Source organism: Bradyrhizobium sp. 142 (genome assembly GCF_023074015.1).
In the GTDB taxonomy this organism is placed as follows: domain Bacteria; phylum Pseudomonadota; class Alphaproteobacteria; order Rhizobiales; family Xanthobacteraceae; genus Bradyrhizobium.
Window position 1 is genome coordinate 22,462 of sequence record NZ_JADPKQ010000113.1, and the last position, 17,136, is coordinate 39,597.

The 17,136-nt window shown below is 64.6% G+C and carries 12 protein-coding genes and 1 pseudogene; 3 read left to right on the forward strand and 10 right to left on the reverse strand.

Annotated elements, in window-relative coordinates:
- The first annotated feature begins 25 nt into the window (after positions 1 to 25).
- Positions 26 to 1,186, forward strand: coding sequence for an adenosyl-hopene transferase HpnH (gene hpnH, locus IVA82_RS11680; RefSeq protein WP_247381071.1), 1,161 nt, complete (start codon positions 26 to 28; stop codon positions 1,184 to 1,186).
- Between the two features lie 83 nt (positions 1,187 to 1,269).
- On the opposite strand, the gene IVA82_RS11685 is transcribed toward hpnH, so the two are convergent.
- The 6 genes from IVA82_RS11685 to IVA82_RS11710 form a co-directional block, all read right to left on the reverse strand.
- Positions 1,270 to 2,019, reverse strand: a complete 750-nt coding sequence (locus IVA82_RS11685) for a phosphorylase (RefSeq protein ID WP_247381073.1) — start codon at positions 2,017 to 2,019, stop codon at positions 1,270 to 1,272.
- Positions 2,016 to 3,983: a squalene--hopene cyclase gene (gene shc / locus IVA82_RS11690; RefSeq protein ID WP_247493306.1), complete on the reverse strand. Its 1,968-nt coding sequence runs from the start codon at positions 3,981 to 3,983 to the stop codon at positions 2,016 to 2,018. The genes IVA82_RS11685 and shc overlap by 4 nt, the downstream gene beginning before the upstream one ends.
- Before the next feature lie 64 nt (positions 3,984 to 4,047).
- On the reverse strand, positions 4,048 to 5,316 hold the full coding sequence (hpnE, locus tag IVA82_RS11695; RefSeq protein WP_247381078.1) for a hydroxysqualene dehydroxylase HpnE: 1,269 nt from the start codon (positions 5,314 to 5,316) through the stop codon (positions 4,048 to 4,050).
- Positions 5,316 to 6,155, reverse strand: coding sequence for a presqualene diphosphate synthase HpnD (gene hpnD / locus IVA82_RS11700; RefSeq protein ID WP_247381079.1), 840 nt, complete (start codon positions 6,153 to 6,155; stop codon positions 5,316 to 5,318). The genes hpnE and hpnD overlap by 1 nt, the downstream gene beginning before the upstream one ends.
- Positions 6,145 to 7,029 (reverse strand): squalene synthase HpnC, encoded by an 885-nt coding sequence (gene hpnC / locus IVA82_RS11705; protein WP_247381082.1) that lies wholly within the window; start codon positions 7,027 to 7,029, stop codon positions 6,145 to 6,147. Before hpnC ends, hpnD begins: the two co-directional genes overlap by 11 nt.
- A gap of 182 nt (positions 7,030 to 7,211) precedes the next feature.
- The gene (locus IVA82_RS11710; protein ID WP_148743383.1) at positions 7,212 to 7,445 is read right to left on the reverse strand and encodes a hypothetical protein; all 234 of its coding nucleotides are present in this window, start codon (positions 7,443 to 7,445) and stop codon (positions 7,212 to 7,214) included.
- Between the two features lie 460 nt (positions 7,446 to 7,905).
- On the opposite strand from IVA82_RS11710, the gene IVA82_RS11715 reads away from it, so the two are divergent.
- Positions 7,906 to 8,403, forward strand: a complete 498-nt coding sequence (locus IVA82_RS11715) for a hypothetical protein (RefSeq protein ID WP_148743381.1) — start codon at positions 7,906 to 7,908, stop codon at positions 8,401 to 8,403.
- 100 nt (positions 8,404 to 8,503) lie between these two features.
- Here IVA82_RS11715 and IVA82_RS11720 read toward each other — a convergent pair whose 3' ends face one another.
- The 4 genes from IVA82_RS11720 to IVA82_RS11735 all read right to left on the reverse strand — a co-directional run bounded on the left by IVA82_RS11720 (position 8,504) and on the right by IVA82_RS11735 (position 15,010).
- Positions 8,504 to 10,870: an MMPL family transporter gene (locus IVA82_RS11720; protein ID WP_247381084.1), complete on the reverse strand. Its 2,367-nt coding sequence runs from the start codon at positions 10,868 to 10,870 to the stop codon at positions 8,504 to 8,506.
- 208 nt (positions 10,871 to 11,078) lie between these two features.
- A complete protein-coding gene (eutC, locus tag IVA82_RS11725) occupies positions 11,079 to 11,864 on the reverse strand; it encodes an ethanolamine ammonia-lyase subunit EutC (protein ID WP_247381086.1) in 786 nt (261 codons plus the stop codon).
- Positions 11,861 to 13,447: a B12-binding domain-containing radical SAM protein gene (locus IVA82_RS11730; RefSeq protein ID WP_247381087.1), complete on the reverse strand. Its 1,587-nt coding sequence runs from the start codon at positions 13,445 to 13,447 to the stop codon at positions 11,861 to 11,863. Before IVA82_RS11730 ends, eutC begins: the two co-directional genes overlap by 4 nt.
- Positions 13,448 to 13,627: 180 nt before the next feature.
- Positions 13,628 to 15,010, reverse strand: coding sequence for an ethanolamine ammonia-lyase subunit EutB (locus IVA82_RS11735; protein ID WP_247381098.1), 1,383 nt, complete (start codon positions 15,008 to 15,010; stop codon positions 13,628 to 13,630).
- Between the two features lie 318 nt (positions 15,011 to 15,328).
- On the opposite strand from IVA82_RS11735, the pseudogene IVA82_RS11740 reads away from it, so the two are divergent.
- Positions 15,329 to 17,040, forward strand: a pseudogene (locus IVA82_RS11740) (methyl-accepting chemotaxis protein).
- Positions 17,041 to 17,136 lie beyond the last annotated feature (96 nt).

Consider the following 17,136-nt stretch of genomic DNA (forward strand, 5'->3'; position numbering starts at 1 on the left):
TTCCAAGCCCAGAAAGAAACTTGTAATGGCTATACCCTTCTTCAAGGAAATGCGTATCGGCGGCTATTTGCTCAAGCAGAAACTGCTTGGTCGCAAGCGCTATCCGCTCGTGCTGATGCTTGAGCCGCTGTTTCGCTGCAACCTCGCCTGCGTCGGCTGCGGCAAGATCGATTATCCGGATGCGATCCTCAACCGCCGCATGACGGCGCAGGAGTGCTGGGATGCGGCCGACGAGTGCGGTGCGCCGATGGTCGCCATTCCCGGCGGCGAGCCGCTGATCCACAAGGAGATCGGCGAGATCGTGCGCGGCCTCGTCGCGCGCAAGAAGTTCGTCTCGCTCTGCACCAACGCGCTGCTGCTGGAGAAGAAGCTCGATCTGTTCGAGCCCTCGCCCTATCTGTTCTTCTCCGTGCATCTCGACGGACTGAGGGACCACCACGACAAGGCGGTGTCGCAGAAGGGCGTGTTCGACCGCGCCGTCTCCGCGATCAAGGCCGCCAAGGCGCGCGGCTTCACCGTCAACGTCAACGCCACCATCTTCGACGGTCATCCGGCCGAGGAGATCGCAAAATTCCTCGACTTCACCGTCGAGCTCGGCGTCGGCGTCTCGATGTCGCCGGGCTACGCCTATGAGCGTGCGCCCGACCAGGAGCACTTCCTCAACCGCACCAAGACCAAGAAGCTATTCCGCGACGTCTTTGCGATGGGCAAGGGCAAGAAGTGGAACTTCATGCATTCCGGCCTGTTCCTGGACTTCCTCGCCGGCAACCAGGAATACGAGTGCACGCCCTGGGGGATGCCCGCCCGCAACATCTTCGGCTGGCAGAAGCCCTGCTATCTGCTCGGCGAAGGCTATGCGAAGACCTTCAAGGAGCTGATGGACACCACCGACTGGGAAACCTACGGCACCGGCAAGTACGAGAAGTGCGCCGACTGCATGGCCCATTGCGGCTACGAGCCGACGGCGGCGACCGCAGCGCTGAACAACCCGCTCAAGGCAATGTGGGTGTCGCTGCGCGGCGTCAGGACCGCAGGTCCCATGGCCCCGGAGATCGACATGTCCAAGCAGCGCCCGGCGCAGTACATCTTCTCGGCGGAAGTGCAGAAGCGCCTGTCGGAGATTCGCAAGGACGAGGCTCTCGCCGCCCAGCAGAAGGCCGCCCAGAAGGCCTCGACCGCCGCGTAAGCGCGGCCGCAGTCGGCACGAACGAAAAAGGCCCGATCGCCATTGGCGACCGGGCCTTTTCTTCTGTCAGTCGATAAAGCCGTTCAGACCGTCTCCGGCACCAATTCCGCGCTGTCGGCGAGTTCGGTGCCGATCAGGAAATCACGGCAGCCGCGCAAGCTACGCAGCGCGCGGTTGAAGTCGAGGCCGGTCGAGACCAGGGCATGCAGCGCGGCCGGATTGCGCACGATGCCGCGCAGCACGGCGACAAGGTCGATCTGGCCGTTCGGCTTGATGGCGGCGCGGGCCAACGCCGGCAGGGCGCGGTGGGCGGGGTCGCTGATGACCCGGACCGCGGCAAAGGGCAGCCCGGCCTCGGCGGCGTAGGCGGCCGCGATGTGGCTCTCCATGTCGACGGCTGCAGCTCCAGTCTCCGAATGCAGCGCCGCCTTGCAGGACCGGCCGGTGACCACTTCTTCCGCGCCGGCGAGGCTGCGCCGCACCACGCGGCGGCGTCCTGACGTCAGACGCTCGATGAGGTCGTCGCCGAGCGACAGCCCGGCGGCCCAGCGGGCATCGCCCGCCAGCACCTCGGTCGCCACCACGACGTCGCCGGAGCGCAGCGCCGGGTCGAGCCCGCCGGCCACGCCGAAGGAAATGACGCCGCGAATCGACTCGGGATCCAGCACCGTCAGGAGCGCCCGCAACTGGGTCGGGCTGCTGGACGAGCAGATGACAGCCATTCCGGGCCCTGCCGCGATGCGGGCCTCCTGAACCAGTCCAGTCACGATTAATATTGGCCGCGGATCAATGGCATTGCCCGCGGTAACATAGTCCCCCGTCCCCAAAGTCACATTCCGACCCCTACCACCCTGCTGTTGGTGTCCCGCAAGTTCCGATACCGCGCCAACGCCCACAGCGGGAAGAACTTCGCGTACCCATGGTACCGTAGATAGAATACACGGGGGAAGCCTGTGGCCGTATACCGCTGCTCGTCCCACAGTCCTTTTTCGTTCTGTGTTGCAATCAGGTACTCCACCCCGCGGGCGACGGCCGGGTGATCAACCTCGCCTGCCGCCATCAAGGCAAGCAAGGCCCATGCCGTTTGCGAGGCGGTCGAGGGCGCCGCCTCCCATCCCTTGTAGTCGAGCCGGTAGCTGACGGCGTCCTCGCCCCAGCCGCCGTCCGCGTTCTGGATCGAGGCCAGCCAGCCAGCGGCTTTCCGGATCATCGGGTCGTCGTGGCGGACGCCGGCCATGTTCAGGGCGCAGAGCACCGACCAGGTGCCGTAGATGAAGTTCATCCCCCAGCGGCCGTACCAGGAGCCCTCGGGATGCTGGGTCTTCCTGAGGTAGGCGACCCCATCGGCCACGTGCTTGCTGGTCTGCGCGGTCTCGCCGAGTTGGGCCAGCATCGAGATGCAGCGGGCGGTGACGTCCTCGGTCGGCGGATCGAGCAGCGCGCCGTGGTCGGAGAACGGGATGTTGTTCAGATAATATTCGAGATTGTTGACGTCGAAGGCAGCCCAGCCGCCGTCGTCGCTCTGCATCCCCTCGATCCATTCCCGGCCGCGATCGATCGCAGCATCGTAGCCGGTGGCGCCGTGCTCGCGCCGCATGCGGTCCATCGACATCACCACCACCGCGGTGTCGTCGAGATCGGGATAATAGGCGTTGTTGTACTGGAAGGCCCAGCCGCCCGGGCGCACGTCGGGCCGCTTCACGGCCCAGTCGCCCTTGACCTCGAGCTCCTGCTTCGGGATCAGCCAGTCGAGGCCGCGTTTGGCAGCCGGCACGGCCTCTGCGTTACCGGCCTCGAGCAGCGCGTGCGCCGTCAACGTCGTATCCCACACCGGCGAGACGCAGGGCTGGCAATAGGCCTCCTCCTCGCGGATGACGAGGAGCTTGTCGATGCCCCGGCGCGTGACCGCGCGCGGCGGATAATTCTCGTCCTTGCCGAGCGCATCGTACATCATGACGATGTTGGCCATCGGCGGATAGATCGCGCCCATGCCTTCCTCGCCGTTAAGCCGCTCCTCGATGAAGGCGAGTGCGGCATCGATGGCGCGCTTGCGCAGGCTGTTCGGAAACATCGGCTCGACCACGCGCAGGATGCCGTCGAGCGCGCGGAACAGCACGAACCAGGCCATGCTCTGGTGCGGCGCCTTAGCGGTCATCCCGATCGAGCGCGGATCCTGCAGGAACAATTCGTCGATGCCGACGCCTTTCGGATTCTTCGCGCGCGGCTTGAGCGCAGCGAGCACCATCAGCGGCACCATGGTGGTGCGCGCCCAGTAGGAGATCTTGTTGATGTGGAACGGCGACCAGAACGGCAGCAGCACGATCTCGATCGGCAGCACCGGCACCGCGCGCCACGTCACGACGCCGAACATTGCCAGCATGAAGCGCGTGAAGACGTTGCTGTGGATGGCGCCGCCGCGGGCGTGGATCGCCTCGCGCGCGCGCACCATATGCGGCGCGTCGATGGAATCACCGATCATCTTCAGCGCGAAGTAGGATTTCACGCTGGCGCTCATGTCGAACTCGCCGTCATGCACCAGCGGCCAGCCACCATGGGCGCCCTGGACACGGCGCAGGTAGTTGCCAATCTTGGCTTCCAGCACCGCATCGACCGGCTCGGCAAGATAGTGGCGCAGCAGGACATATTCGGCCGGGATCGTGCAATCGGCCTCGAGCTCGAACACCCAATGACCGTCGGATTGCTGGAAGCCGAGGACGCCTTGCGTGGCCGACGCAATGCTCGATTCCAAGATCCTGGATTTTTGGACTTCGCGGGCGGTCGCGTTCACGGAATCCATCTTGCTCGATTACTCCGATAGTTACCTTGAAATTGGCCGGGACAAATGTCGTCAGGGCCGCTTTTCAGGATCCTTTGGCGGCCAGAACCAGATCGGCGGCCCGATCGCCGGATCGGACCGATCCCTCGATGGTTGCAGGCAATCCCGTAGCAGTCCAATCCCCGGCAAGAAACAGGTTTTTCAGCGCGGTGACCGGCCCGGGACGTAAGGAATTCTGCGCTGGGGTCGCTGCAAATGTGGCGCGGCGTTCGCGCACGATCTGCCAGGGAGGCAATTGAAGCGAGAGCTCGCCGGAAAGGCTGCCGGCCTTGCAGACATCGTTCCAGATCGCCTGCGCGAGGTCCTCGCGCGGCATGTCGACCAGACGATCGCCATTGCTGATGGTCACGGAGAGCCGGTTGGGGAATGCGAACAGCCACTCGACGGTTCCGCCGATCACACCCAGGATCGGAGCTGAACCCGGCGGCGGCTCAATGCGGAAATGGGCGTTGACGATGGCGCGGAATTCGGTGGGCGTCTTGATGCCCGGCAGCAGGCCGGAGGCTGCGCGCGGCGGCACCGCCATCACGACGACGTCGCCGTCGCTGAGCTGGATCACATCCTCGCCGCCGAAATTCAGCGCGCCGACCTTGCCGTCGTTGGTCGCGAAGGAACGCAGCTCGTGACCGAGTTGCACAGCGTGTCCGCGCTCGGTCAAGAATGTCACGGCCGGCTCGATCAGCACGGCACTGAGGCCGTCGCGCGCGATCAGCGGACGGCAGGCCTGCCCGCCGGCGAGCAAGGTCTCGCGCACGATCGCACCGGCAAGTCCGGCCGAGCCCTCGGGCGGATCGACGTTGAGGGCTGCGAGCAGCAGCGGCTGCACCAGGCGCTGATAAAGCACGCCCTCGCAGGGAATGGAGTTGCCGACCAGCGTCTGCTCCGAAGCCCAGATCAGCGGCGCAAGCTTCAGATAATCGGTGAGCCCGGTGTCGGGAACGCGGCGGCTTTCGTCGAGCACCCAGGTCGGCAGACGGCCGTCACCGAGATCGATCTGCCAGCGCTGCCCGGTCGCGATATCGACGAAGGGAAACTGCGCTCGCTCCGGCCCGACCAGGCCCGCCTCGGTGCCGATCGAACGCGCATAGGCGCGCGCGTGACTGTTGCCCGACAGCAGCAAATGATTGCCGTTGTCGATGGTGAGGTTGGTTGCGCCGTCGAAATAGGAGCGGCAGCGCCCGCCGGCCTGGTGCGTCGCCTCGTGCACGGCGACATTGAAGCCGGCATTGGCGAGCCGCACAGCGGCGGAGAGGCCGGAAATTCCAGCGCCGATGATATGAGCTGTGTTTTGCATCAGAGAAAAGCGTAACGGAGCAGGATGGCAATGCGTGTGATCTTCGACACACGCACGGGCTCGCGCGGCGCGTTGAACCCGCGCGCGATCAGGAGGTCTAGAATGGCGTGATAGTATTTCGACATGATCCGCGGCGCGCGCACCGCGCGGCGCCGGTTGCGGTTCATGATCTCGTCCGATGTCTCGAAATGCGCCTTCGCGCGCTGCGCCAGCGGCAGGCAAACCTTCGGCAGTGCGCGCTCGGCGATCACGTGGTCCGGATCGCTTGAGGTGATGCCCGCATGCAGCAGGGCTTCGCGCGGCAGGTAGAGCCGCCCGAGCGTCGCGTCCTCGTCGATGTCGCGCAGGATGTTGGTGAGCTGGAGCGCGCGGCCGAGGTGATGGGCGAGCAGGATGCCGTCTTCCTCGGGCAAGCCGAACACCCGCACCGACAGCCGCCCCACGGCGCTCGCGACACGATCGCAATACAGGTCCAGCGTCGCCATGTCGGGCGCGCGGATGTCCTGCGGGACGTCCATCTCCATGCCGTCGACGATGGCAAGAAAATCCTCGCGCTTCAGCCCGAACCTCTTCACCGAAGCGACGTAGTCTTTCAGGCGCTCCGTCGGATGGCCCCGATAGAGCGCGTCGATGTCGCCTCGCCACTGCTGGAGCGCGGCGAGCCGCTCCCCGCGCGGGCCGTCGGAATCGGCGATATCGTCGACCTGACGGCAGAAGCTGTAGATCTGGAACATTGCCTCGCGCTGGTCGCGCGGCAGGATGCGCATCGCAGCGTAGAAGGAGCTGCCGGATGCGGTCGAGCCATAATTGGCGCCGGGCGAGGCCGCCTCAAGCGTCATGAGCAGTCCCCGGTTTGGTCATGGCCCTGCGCCCGATCGCGCGGCGGCCGACTTCGCCGATCATGCCGGCAAGGCTGAAGGTGAGGAGCTCGAGCTTGTTCAGGTGCACCCGCTCACTCAGGGGATCGCGCACCTTGAGCAGGCGCACGATGCGGTCGGCATAGGCCTGGATGACGGAGATGTCGACGCCGAGGCGGAAGTCCCTCACCTCTGCGCTGAGCGACTTACTCTGGTTGAGAAGCGTTTCGTTGCGCACAGCGAGCGCCTGCAGGCAGGCCAGCATTGCCGGCGGCGACTGCGTCAGGGCGAGCTGCTCGACCGAGGCGCCGCTCGCGGCCAGCGCATCGCGCGGCAGATAGACGCGATTGAGCTCGCGAAAATCCTTGCCGCAATCCTGGAGATGGTTGTTGATCTGGAGCGCCGCGCAAAGCGCGTCCGATGCGGCCCAGGTCGAGGTGCTCTCGCCATGGACGTCGAGCATGAAGCGGCCGACCGGCATCGCCGAATAGCGGCAATAGTGAATGACCTCGTCCCAGGTCTCGTAGCGAAGCTTGGTCACGTCCATGCGGAACGCGATCAGCACGTCGAGCGCATGGCGCGGCGCCATGCCGCGTTCGGCCAGCGCACGCCGCAGGCCGACGGCCTCGGCCTGGGTATCGCCCTTACCGAGCAGTTCCGTTTCGAGCAGGTCAAGATAGGCCAGCTTCTCGTCGGCCGGCAGCGTCGCATGGTCGGCGATGTCGTCGGCGGTCCGGACGAAATTGTAGTACGCCAAGATCAGGGTGCGATGACGCCGATGAATGATCCAGGACGCGACGGGAAAATTCTCGTCGCGGTCACCCTTGCCGGATCGCAATTCGTTCGCAGAGGTCATCGAGGGCTGATCAACAATCGTTTGGACAGAAGGCTTTTTTCGCTCGCGCCAGCGATGCCGCCGCGGCCCCCATATAGGGGAATACGGCAACAAAACCAATCCTGTCTCGCGATGGCTGCCCTTGCGGATCGGGCTCGAAAAGGCAGCCCCGGGGCCGCCTTTTGTGGGCCAGCGGCCGAACTTTATTGGTTGTGGTTCTTCAGGACCTGATCGCAGGCCTGCGAGATCTTGGCCCGGTTCTCCTTGAGGCAGGCCAGGACGGTGAAATCGCCCTGATCGATGACCGGACGGCAGAACTTCTGCACATCGCGCGTGCAGGCCTTCTGCTCGGAATCCGTGCCGCGGCCTTGCTGGGCGAACGCCGCCGTGGAAAGGGATGCCGACAGCAGGGTGAGAGCGACAAGAAGCTTACGCATTGTATTCCTTCATTCTGACGGCAGAATCGCACCGATCCCGGACAGCACAGGGCAGACGGCGGGAACGGATTGTTCTGGTGGCGAGTTGCCGCGGAGACTGCGACATCGGAGAAGGCACAAGCGCTGGCAAATGCGGCCAAATTGGCGCCGCTCCGACCAGATCGGGTCTTCCCTGGGCCTTCCTTGGCAGATGTAAGGGGTTGATACTACGTCATAATTCTGGCACCCCGCGTTTTGCCGGCGGCTGTTGCAGACCTGCATCTGTCGTCGACGTCTTTCCCCACCAGAAACACCGCGAAACACTGGAAATCTCGATACCGATCACGGCGGGCGCGCTTGGCGATGCCGGCGTCGCCGCCGGTCAGGCTTTGAACCTGACACCGGCTCGGAACACTAAACCTTCGATGTGGCGAGACGTCCCGTGCTTGAGCGGACGCCGTTCCAAAACGGGATATTTAAGATGAGATTCTTTGGGCGATCTGGACTGGCGATCAAGGCGGTCGGAATTGGCGCTACGCTGCTCTTCTCGGTCACGGCAGGCCATGCACAATCGTCCGGACCGTTTGCCGGCTTCGACGGGGCGTGGACGGGCACCGGCACGGTGTCGTTGTCCGACGGCTCCACCGAGCGCATCCGCTGCAAGGCGGACTACAAGGTTGCGGGCAGCGGCCTCAACCTGAAGCAGGCCCTGCACTGCGCCAGCGATAGCTACAAGTTCGACCTCACCAGCGACGTGACGAGCCAGGGCGAGCGCATCTCCGGCAATTGGAGCGAGGCCAGCCGCAACATCTTCGGCAACCTGCAAGGCACGGCCGGCGGCGGCCAGATCGAGGTGTTCGTCGAGGCCAACGGCTTTGCCGCCAACCTGTCGCTGCGCACCAACGGCACCAAGCAGACGGTGCAGATCTCCTCTAAGGGCGAGATCCGCGGCGTCAACATCACGATGACGAAGAGCTGACGCGCTTCGCGCGCCAACGCCTCAGATCAAAACAAACCCCTGGCTTTCGCGAGCCAGGGGTTTTTCTTGTCTTGATGTATGATCGCCCGTCGCGATCGATTCAGATCGCACGCTTGTCCGCACCCTGCAGCTTGGCGTGCAGGTTGATCAACCACATCGCCGTCGGCCGCAGGATGAAGAGGTCGGCGACCAGCGCCATGACCATCGAGAAGGCGCTGAGCCAGCCGAACAGCCGCAGCGACGGCAGGTCGGAAAACACGGTAACGACGAGGCCGCAGGCCAGCACCACAGTGGTGAGGATCAGCGCCGGGCCGACCAGCACGGTTGCGCGCTCGACTGCGAGCCCCGAGCCGACACTCGGCTTGCTCTCCAGCCTGAGGCGGTTGAGGAAGTGGATGGTCGCACTCAGCCCCAGGCCGAACGAGACGGTGAGCGCGACGACGCTGGCGAATTGCAGCCCCTCGCCCATCGCCCACAGCACCGTGCCCGACATCACCACCGGGAAGATGCCCGGCAGGATGCAGGCGAACATCACCACCCAGGAGCGGAAGGCAAGGCCGATGAAGATCGCGACCAGCGCGAACTCCACGGTGAGCCCGCGATTCAGCTTCTCGATCATGCCGGCCGAGTTGCGCGCCGCGATGGCGGCGAGACCCGTCACCGCCACCTCGTAGCCGGGATGCTTCTTGCGCACCGCGTCGAGCTCGGTGTCGAGCTTTTCGACGATCGGCAGGAGCTGGCTAGAATCCTTGTCCGGCACGCGGCCTGCGACCACGACGGCGTCCTGCTCCGCATCGATGAAGCGGCGCACCAGATGCTCGGGGATGAGGTTCACATATTCCTTCAGCGTCGCGACGTCGGCGCTGCCGGCCTTTTCCGCAAGCCAGCGGCGCAGAGTTTCGACCGACCAGACGTTGCCGACACCGGCCGTCTTTTCCACGATCGCATGCACGTCCGCAATCGTCTGCAGCGTCTCCGGCGAATAGAGCGATTCACCTTTGGGGAATTGAATCAGCACGTTGACCGGATTGGCGCCGGTGAGCTTGGCGTCGAGCCGGTCGCTGGCGGCCACCGCCTGGCGCTTGTCTGGTACCTGGTCGGCGAGCCGGTAGCGCGGCTCCAGATTGGCGTAGATCACGCCGAGGCCGGCGACGAATAGCAGCGCGATCAGACTGAACAGGCCGGGCCGGCCCACCATGCGCACCGCGATCCAGTAGCAGAAATTGCGCAGCGCCTGGACACCGGCGTCCGCGCTCTGGAACTTGGTCGCAAAGACGTTCTCGTTGCGCACCAACAGCACGCCGAACACCGGCACCAGCGACAGCACCGCGACCAGCGCGATGATGGTAGCGGCCAGGCCCGCCTCGCCGAACTTGCGGATCAAATCGGAGTCGGAGAACTGCAGCGCGATGAAGGAAATGCCGGCGGTGCCGTGCGTCAGCACGCATGCAGGTCCAACCACCAGCACCGCGTTCTTGAACGCGGTGAACTTGTCCTGGCCCGCGATCAGCCGGTCGCGCGCGGCGAAGGTGAGCTGCATCGAATCCGAGAAGCTGATGACCATGATGAGCGGCGTCATCACGTTCAGGAACATGTTGAGATTGAAATTGGCCCAGCCGAGCGCGCCCAGCGCCAGCAGGATCGCGATCATCGGCGGGAATGCCGCCGCCACCATGAAAGAGATTTTTCGGAAGAAGATGATGGCGATGACGCAGCCGGCGAGAATGCCGAGGATGTTGTAGGTCAGGCCGTCGCGTTCGACCGCGTTGCGGATCTCGAGCTGCATCACCGGCACGCCCGAGAGCTGCACGTTGAGGCCGGTGTCGCTGAGGTCCTCTTTCGTCAGTGCGCGGATGTCGCCGACGGTCTTGGTCAGCTTGTTGGAGGCGACCACCTCCGGATCCAGCGAGAGCACGATCAGCGCGAGCGTGCCGTCCTCCGACAACAGCTTGCCGCGGATGATCTCGTTGGATTTGACAGTTTCGATGAACTTGTCATAGGCCGCGCCCTCGGGCAGCTCGCCCGGGAACAGCGCCGCCGGCAGCTTGCCCGGCGCCGGCGCCTGACGCGCGGAGAAGAGCGAGACCAGCCCGCGCGTACCCTCGACCAGTTGCAGGTCGGTGACGAAGTCGCGCAGCTTCTCCAGATTGTTTCGGGCCAGGAGGGTCTTGCCCTCGATCACGACAAGGACGTCGAATTCCTCGGCCGGGAACTTCTTCGTCACCTCTTCATATTGGTGGAATTCGCGGGAATTGGAGCGGAATAGCTGCGACAGCGAATCGTCGATCTTAATCCGATAGATGCCGAACACGGCGCCGACGATCAGCACCAGCAGCACGATGCAGGAGACGATCGGGGCCCGGACGGCGATCAGCCCGATGCGCTCCAGCCCGAAGGCAATGGAGGACCCCGGTCCCTGCTCGACCTTGTCGACATGAACCTCACTTTCGCTGTGCTTTTCGAGCATGCCTTGTCCAGTTCCTAAATCGGCTCGGTCTGTGAGCTTATTGCGCCCCGCGAACGGCTTGAAAACGCCATACCAATGGGGAGGCTTGCCCTTTGAAAATACGCGGAAAATCGCCGTGAGGGGTTTAGCAGGTCAATACCCCGACCCGCAAGCAGGCGAAGTATAGCCAAACCAATCAAGATGCGGCGATCTGGGCCCCCGATTTCGGTCATCTTTCCGACGCTGTGCCAATTCGAGGCGGCGCGCGGTCTGCGCTCTCGTCTTTCAGCGCCACGCCGGTGACCTGTCGGGCCAGCCCCTCGCGCACCAGCCAGGCGATCTTGAAGGCGGCCTCGTCATAGCTCAGCCCGGCGTGGTGGATGTTCGAGACGCAGTTGCGTTCGGCATCGGTACGGCCTGGTTTCGGCGCAAAGGTCAGATAGGCGCCGAGACTGTCGGGCGCCGACAGGCCCGGCCGCTCGCCGATCAGCATCAGGGCCATGCGCGCGCCAAGAATGGCGCCGATCTCGTCGCCAAGCGCGACGCGCGCGCCTGAGGCGACGACGACACGGCCGACCGCGACAGCCTGCTCGGCCGCGAGCCGGGGCAGCAGGCTCTTGAGCAACGCGACCGCATGGCCATTCACGGCCGCCGCCGACAGGCCGTCGCCGACCACGACCGCAAGTGGAGACGGCGTCGTGGCGAGCTGCGCCAGCGCATCGGCCGAGCCGGCATCAAGCTGCCGGCCGAGATCCGGCCGCCGCAGATAGTCCCGGCGATCGGCCGCCCGGCTCCTCACCTCGGTAACGGCAAGGCCGAGCTCGCCGAGCCCGGCGACCAGCCGCGGCGCGTCGAAGGCGGCGTGCACGGCATCGCGGGCGCGGGCGTGATCCAGCGTGAAATCGAGCAGCGGTTTCGTCGGCAGGCTCGATCCGCTGCGCCCGAGCGCGACGCGCGCGGGCGTGAATGACCGCAGATCAAGGGTCGGGCGAACCGGAGCGGGCTTGTCGCTCATTCGGCGGGAACGGTGGCCTCGCGCAGCCGCACCGAATAGTTCGACGCGTTCTGCTTGCCGCTGGAGGCCGCGCGCGCAAAGGTGATGAGATGATGCGCGACCAATGTGCTGCCGATCAGGCCTTCGAGATCGCCGCACCGGATGCGTCCCAGCGCGAAATTCCAGAACACGCGCCTGTAGTCGCCGATCACGCCGACCTTCCAGAAGATGTTCCTCAGCATGACGAGCGCGCGCCTGATGTTGGGCCAGGACTTCATCTCATCGGACACCGGCACCTTGAGGCGGTTTGAATAGGTGTGGTCGCACTGATACTGGAAGCGCGCATAGACCTTCGCGGGCTCGTAGGCGGCTTCCATGCAGTGCTTCCAGGATGCGACGACGTCGTCATAGGGCAGCAGGAAGTCGACGTTGGAATCTCGGCCGTCGTCGTTGATCAGGCGTCCCTCACGCTCCAGCCGGTCCCACAGCGGCGTCTTCGGCAGCGCCTGAAGCAGGTTGATGGTGAGCAGCGGGATCTGGGATTCCTCGATGAAGGCAAGCAGCACATCGGATGTATTCGGCTTGTCGCTGTCCAGTCCCATGATGATGCCGGACACCACCTCCATGCCGTAGGAGTTGATGGTACGCACACCCTCCAGGATCGGGACCATCATGTTGTGGTCCTTGTGCATCGCCTTCAGCGCATCGGGATCTGGCGTCTCGATGCCGCAGAAGATGGTGGTGAAATAGGCCTCACGCATCTTCTCCAGAATCTCGGGCCGCTTGGCGATGTTCAGCGTGGCCTCGCAGGCGAGCCGCATCACATAGCCGGTCTTCTTCTGCCATTCGATCAGATGCGGCAACAGGTCCATCGCCGCCTTGCGGTTGCCGATGAAATTGTCGTCGACGAAATAGATCGTGTCGGTCATGCCGCATTCGCGCAAACGGTCGAGCTCGGCGATGATCTGCTCGGGCGACTTGATGCGCGGGTTACGGCCGTAGAGACCAGGGATGTCGCAGAACTCGCACTGATAGGGGCAGCCGCTGGAATACTGGATGCTGCCGAGGAAGTATTTCTTCACGTCGGCAAGCTCGTAGGCCGGGATCGGGAACTCCGTCATCGGAATTCGGTCTTTGGTGGTCAGAACCACCTGATGGTCGGGACGCGAGGTGTCGCGCGACAGGATCTCGATCAGCTGATTGGTGGCGTCGCCGAGCTCGCCGACATGGAGATAGTCGAACGACGGATAATAGTCGGGACAGGCGCTGACCGAGGGCCCGCCGAGTGCGACCGCCAGATCGAATTCATGGGCGCGGCGGCAGATGTCGTTCATCTGCTGGCGCTGGATGTGCATGCCACTGACGAAGACCGCTTCCGCCCATTCGAACTCCTCCGCGGTGGTGCGACGGAGGTTCTCGTCGACGAACCTGACCTTCCATTCCTTCGGCAGATAGGCGGCGAGCAGCAAAAGCCCCTGCGGCGGCATGAAGGCACGCACGCCGTCGGTCAGGGGGTAGGCGTGCTCGAAAGTGCCGAAGGACGAGGTGTAGCGCGGGAAAACGCAGAGAATACGCCGGATCGTTCCGTTGCTTTCAGCGCGCATCGAAATTTCCCCAACCACATTCTACGAACGGTACAGACGAGGCCACCAGAGACATAACGTAACGCTGGGACCGAATTTCCTCAATATTGTGGCAGCGAACTAATTCGTAAGACGCGCCAATGGTTTCCCCGGTTCAGGCCGGCAGGTGAAAGATTTTCGGGGGCTTTTCCCGATCCACCCTCACGCGATCAGCCGCGAGGCAAAATCGGGCAGCAGGCCTGCATCGCCGGCAAGGCGAAAATCGGCGCCGGCAATACCTGACTGCACCAGCCAATCGTCGAATTCCGGCGCCCGTCGCAGGCCGAAGACGTCGCGGACATAGAGCGCGTCGTGAAACGAGGTCGACTGGTAGTTCAGCATGACGTCGTCGGCGCCCGGCACCCCCATGATGAAGGTGACGCCGGCGGCAGCGAGCAAGGTCAGCAGATTATCCATGTCGTCCTGGTCCGCATCGGCATGGTTGGTATAGCAGATGTCGATTCCGAGCGGCAGGCCGAGCAGCTTGCCGCAAAAATGGTCCTCGAGCCCGGCCCGGATGATCTCCTTGCCGTCGTAGAGATATTCCGGGCCGATGAAGCCGACCACGCTGTTGACCAGCAGCGGCGCAAAAGCGCGGGCGACCGCATAGGCGCGCGCCTCGCAGGTCTGCTGGTCGACACCATGATGGGCATTGGCCGACAGCGCCGAGCCCTGGCCGGTCTCGAAATACATCACGTTCTGCCCGACCGTGCCGCGCTTCTGCGACAGCCCGGCCTCCTGCGCTTCCCGGAGCAATGCGAGGTCGATGCCAAAACTGCGGTTGGCGGCCTCGGTGCCTGCGACCGACTGGAAGACGAGGTCGACCGGCACGCCCTGCCCGACCAGCGACAGCGTCGTCGTGACATGGGTCAGCACGCAAGCTTGAGTCGGGATCTTCAGCCGCGCGATGATCTCATCAAGCAGGCGCAGCAATTGCGCGATCACGGCCGGATCATCGCTCGCCGGATTGACGCCAATGCAGGCATCGCCGGCCCCTAACAGGAGGCCGTCGAGGATCGAGGCGGTGATGCCCTTGGCATCGTCGAAGGGATGGTTGGGCTGGAGCCGCGTGCTCATCCGCCCTTTCAGCCCGATCGTGTTGCGGAAGGCGGTGGTAACCTCGCATTTCCGCGCGGCCAGGATCAGGTCCTGGTTGCGCATCAATTTGGAGACCGCGGCCGCCATTTCCGGCGTGACGCCGGGCGCCAGCTTGCGCAGGATCTCGGGCGTTGCGGCGTCGGACAGCAGCCAGTCGCGGAAGCCGCCGACCGTCAGCGAAGACACCGGCGCGAAGGCCTTTGCGTCGTGGCTGTCGACGATAAGGCGGGTGACCTCGTCGGCCTCATAGGGGACGACTGCCTCCTGCAAGAACTGCCCGAGCGGGAGATCCGCGAGCGCCATCCGCGCCGCAATCATTTGCTCGGCGCTGCCAGCCGCAATCCCGGCCAGCCGGTCGCCGGAGCGCGGCGGCGTCGCCTTGGCGAGGAGGTCGCGCAGGTCGGGGAAGGTGTAGGTCGTGGCGTCGATGGCGTGGCGATAGACCAAAGGCCTCTCCGGGGTTCGTCGGCCAATGGCCGAATCCAAATCGATCTCGAAGGCGGCCTTGGCGTCTTGGGGGTACGCGCTTGGCGGCCGCTGCAGGCCGATTTTACGGCACGCCGTCCCTTCCTGCAGGTTCAATCTGCCGAGAACCGATAGCGTCACGCCAAACAACTGAAATGACAAGCGTTTCGTTCGACCAATGATCAACGCCTGCAGCGGCTTTCGTTAACGCTGCATCCATCTTCATTCTGCATAGTTTTGCATAGATTTTGACACGACCGCGCCACCGGCCGCTCCAGGCCATCCGGGCCCCTGAACATCATGACCATTGACCGATCTGGGAATGCCGCCGGCCTGGCCGGCCGCTTCACGCTTGCCGCCAGGCTCTACGCGATCTTCGCGCTGTTCGCGCTGCTCACCGCGGCGATCGCGATGCTGTCCGACTACAACAGTCGCCGCGGCGCCGAGCTGGCCGGGGCGATCGAGACGGCGAACGCCGCCGCGCTGAATGTCGAGCGCGTCAACTCGCTGGTCTATGCGGTCGTGATGGAGTCGCGCGGCGTCTACATGTCGACCGAACCCGCCGTGGTGAAGAAATACGGCGAGGGCCTGCTCAAGTTCAATGTCCAGATCCTCGACGTCGTGAAGCGCTGGGAAACCATCGTCAAGGCAGACGACGCCGCGCAGTTTTCCACCTTCAAGAAGCGCATCGAGCAGTTCGTCGACTTCCGCAAGGAGCTAGTGCGCCGCGGCATCGAGATCAATGCGGCCGCGGGCCGCGAATGGGGCGACAACGACGCCAACCGCTCGGTGCGCTCCGCGCTGAACAAGGATCTCGAGGCGCTGTCCAAAGTCTATGCCGAGCGCGCCAGGCAGATCGCGCAGCAGACCGAGACCAACCGCATTCTGTCGCTGGTCTTGACCTGCCTCGGCGGCGTGGCGCTGGCGCTGGTCGTGATCGGCATCGTCATCATCGCCCGCTCGATCGCGCGGCCCCTCGCGTCGATCACCGCAACCATCAAGCAGGTTGCGGTCGGGGCCGAAAGCGTCGTGGTGCCCTACAGCGGCCGCGCCGACGAGATCGGCGCGCTGGCCCGCGCCATCCAGGTGTTCCAGAACGCGTCGCCTCGCAGGTCACGCAGGACTCCGCCGCGCGCGAGCAGCGCGCCCGCCACATCGAACAATCCGTCGAGACGTTTCGCGAGGCGATCGGCGCGGTCATGCGCGGCCTCACCGACAACGCCAGCGTCATGCGCGAGACCGCGCAGACCATCACGCGCGTCACCGCGGATGCGAGCAGCCGCGCCGGCACGGCGGCGAATGCCACCGAGCAGGCGTCCCATAACGTCACCGCAGTGGCAGGCGCCGCCGAGGAGCTGTCCGCGTCGGTGGTGGAGATCGGCCGGCAGGTGCGGCAGAGCGCCAGCGCGGTCGAGCAGACCGGCCAGCGCACCGAGAAATCGATCGCCGAGATCGAGAGCCTTGCCGCCGCGACCCAGCGCATCGACGGCGTGCTCAATCTGATCCAGGCCATCGCCGAGCAGACCAACCTGCTGGCGCTCAACGCCACTATCGAGGCCGCACGCGCCGGTGACGCCGGCCGCGGCTTTGCCGTGGTCGCCCATGAAGTCAAGGCGCTGGCGGGGCAGACCGCCAAGGCCACCGCCGAGATCGGCGAGAACGTCTCCATGATCCAGGCCTCCACCCGCAACGCGGTCGACGCCGTGCGCGAGATCGGCGGCGCGGTGCGCGAGATCAACGACGTCACCTCGGCGATTGCGGGGGCCATCGGCCAGCAGGACGCCGCCACGCGCGAGATCTCGTCCAACGCCCAGTCTGCCGCGCAAGGCAACGAGACCCTGGTCGCCAACATCACCTCGCTGCGCGACGCTATCGGCGAGACCGATACTGCCGCGTCCTCGGTGCTGACGGCGGCGAGCAGCCTCACCGCCACTGCGGAGACGCTGTCACGCGAGGTCGAGAAGTTCTTCCAGAACCTGCGGTCGGATACACGCACTGCCAAGGCAGGCTAGCTCGCATTTCTCACAGTGTTGAAGCGCACCGGGGCGCGAATCAGCGAAAGTTGTTGTGCCGCAACGACTTTTCTCTGATCCAGGGAGCGCCCCGAT

What these genes read in the sequence shown, in the direction of transcription:
- shc (WP_247493306.1), bottom strand. Translation starts at nt 3,983, where the DNA reads ATGGATTCCGTGAACGCGACCGCCCGCGAAGTCCAAAAATCCAGGATC.
- eutC (WP_247381086.1), bottom strand. Translation starts at nt 11,864, where the DNA reads ATGAGCGACAAGCCCGCTCCGGTTCGCCCGACCCTTGATCTGCGGTCA.
- hpnH (WP_247381071.1), top strand. Translation starts at nt 26, where the DNA reads ATGGCTATACCCTTCTTCAAGGAAATGCGTATCGGCGGCTATTTGCTC.
- IVA82_RS11720 (WP_247381084.1), bottom strand. Translation starts at nt 10,870, where the DNA reads ATGCTCGAAAAGCACAGCGAAAGTGAGGTTCATGTCGACAAGGTCGAG.
- IVA82_RS11730 (WP_247381087.1), bottom strand. Translation starts at nt 13,447, where the DNA reads ATGCGCGCTGAAAGCAACGGAACGATCCGGCGTATTCTCTGCGTTTTC.
- hpnE (WP_247381078.1), bottom strand. Translation starts at nt 5,316, where the DNA reads ATGCAAAACACAGCTCATATCATCGGCGCTGGAATTTCCGGCCTCTCC.
- hpnD (WP_247381079.1), bottom strand. Translation starts at nt 6,155, where the DNA reads ATGACGCTTGAGGCGGCCTCGCCCGGCGCCAATTATGGCTCGACCGCA.
- IVA82_RS11710 (WP_148743383.1), bottom strand. Translation starts at nt 7,445, where the DNA reads ATGCGTAAGCTTCTTGTCGCTCTCACCCTGCTGTCGGCATCCCTTTCC.
- IVA82_RS11715 (WP_148743381.1), top strand. Translation starts at nt 7,906, where the DNA reads ATGAGATTCTTTGGGCGATCTGGACTGGCGATCAAGGCGGTCGGAATT.
- hpnC (WP_247381082.1), bottom strand. Translation starts at nt 7,029, where the DNA reads ATGACCTCTGCGAACGAATTGCGATCCGGCAAGGGTGACCGCGACGAG.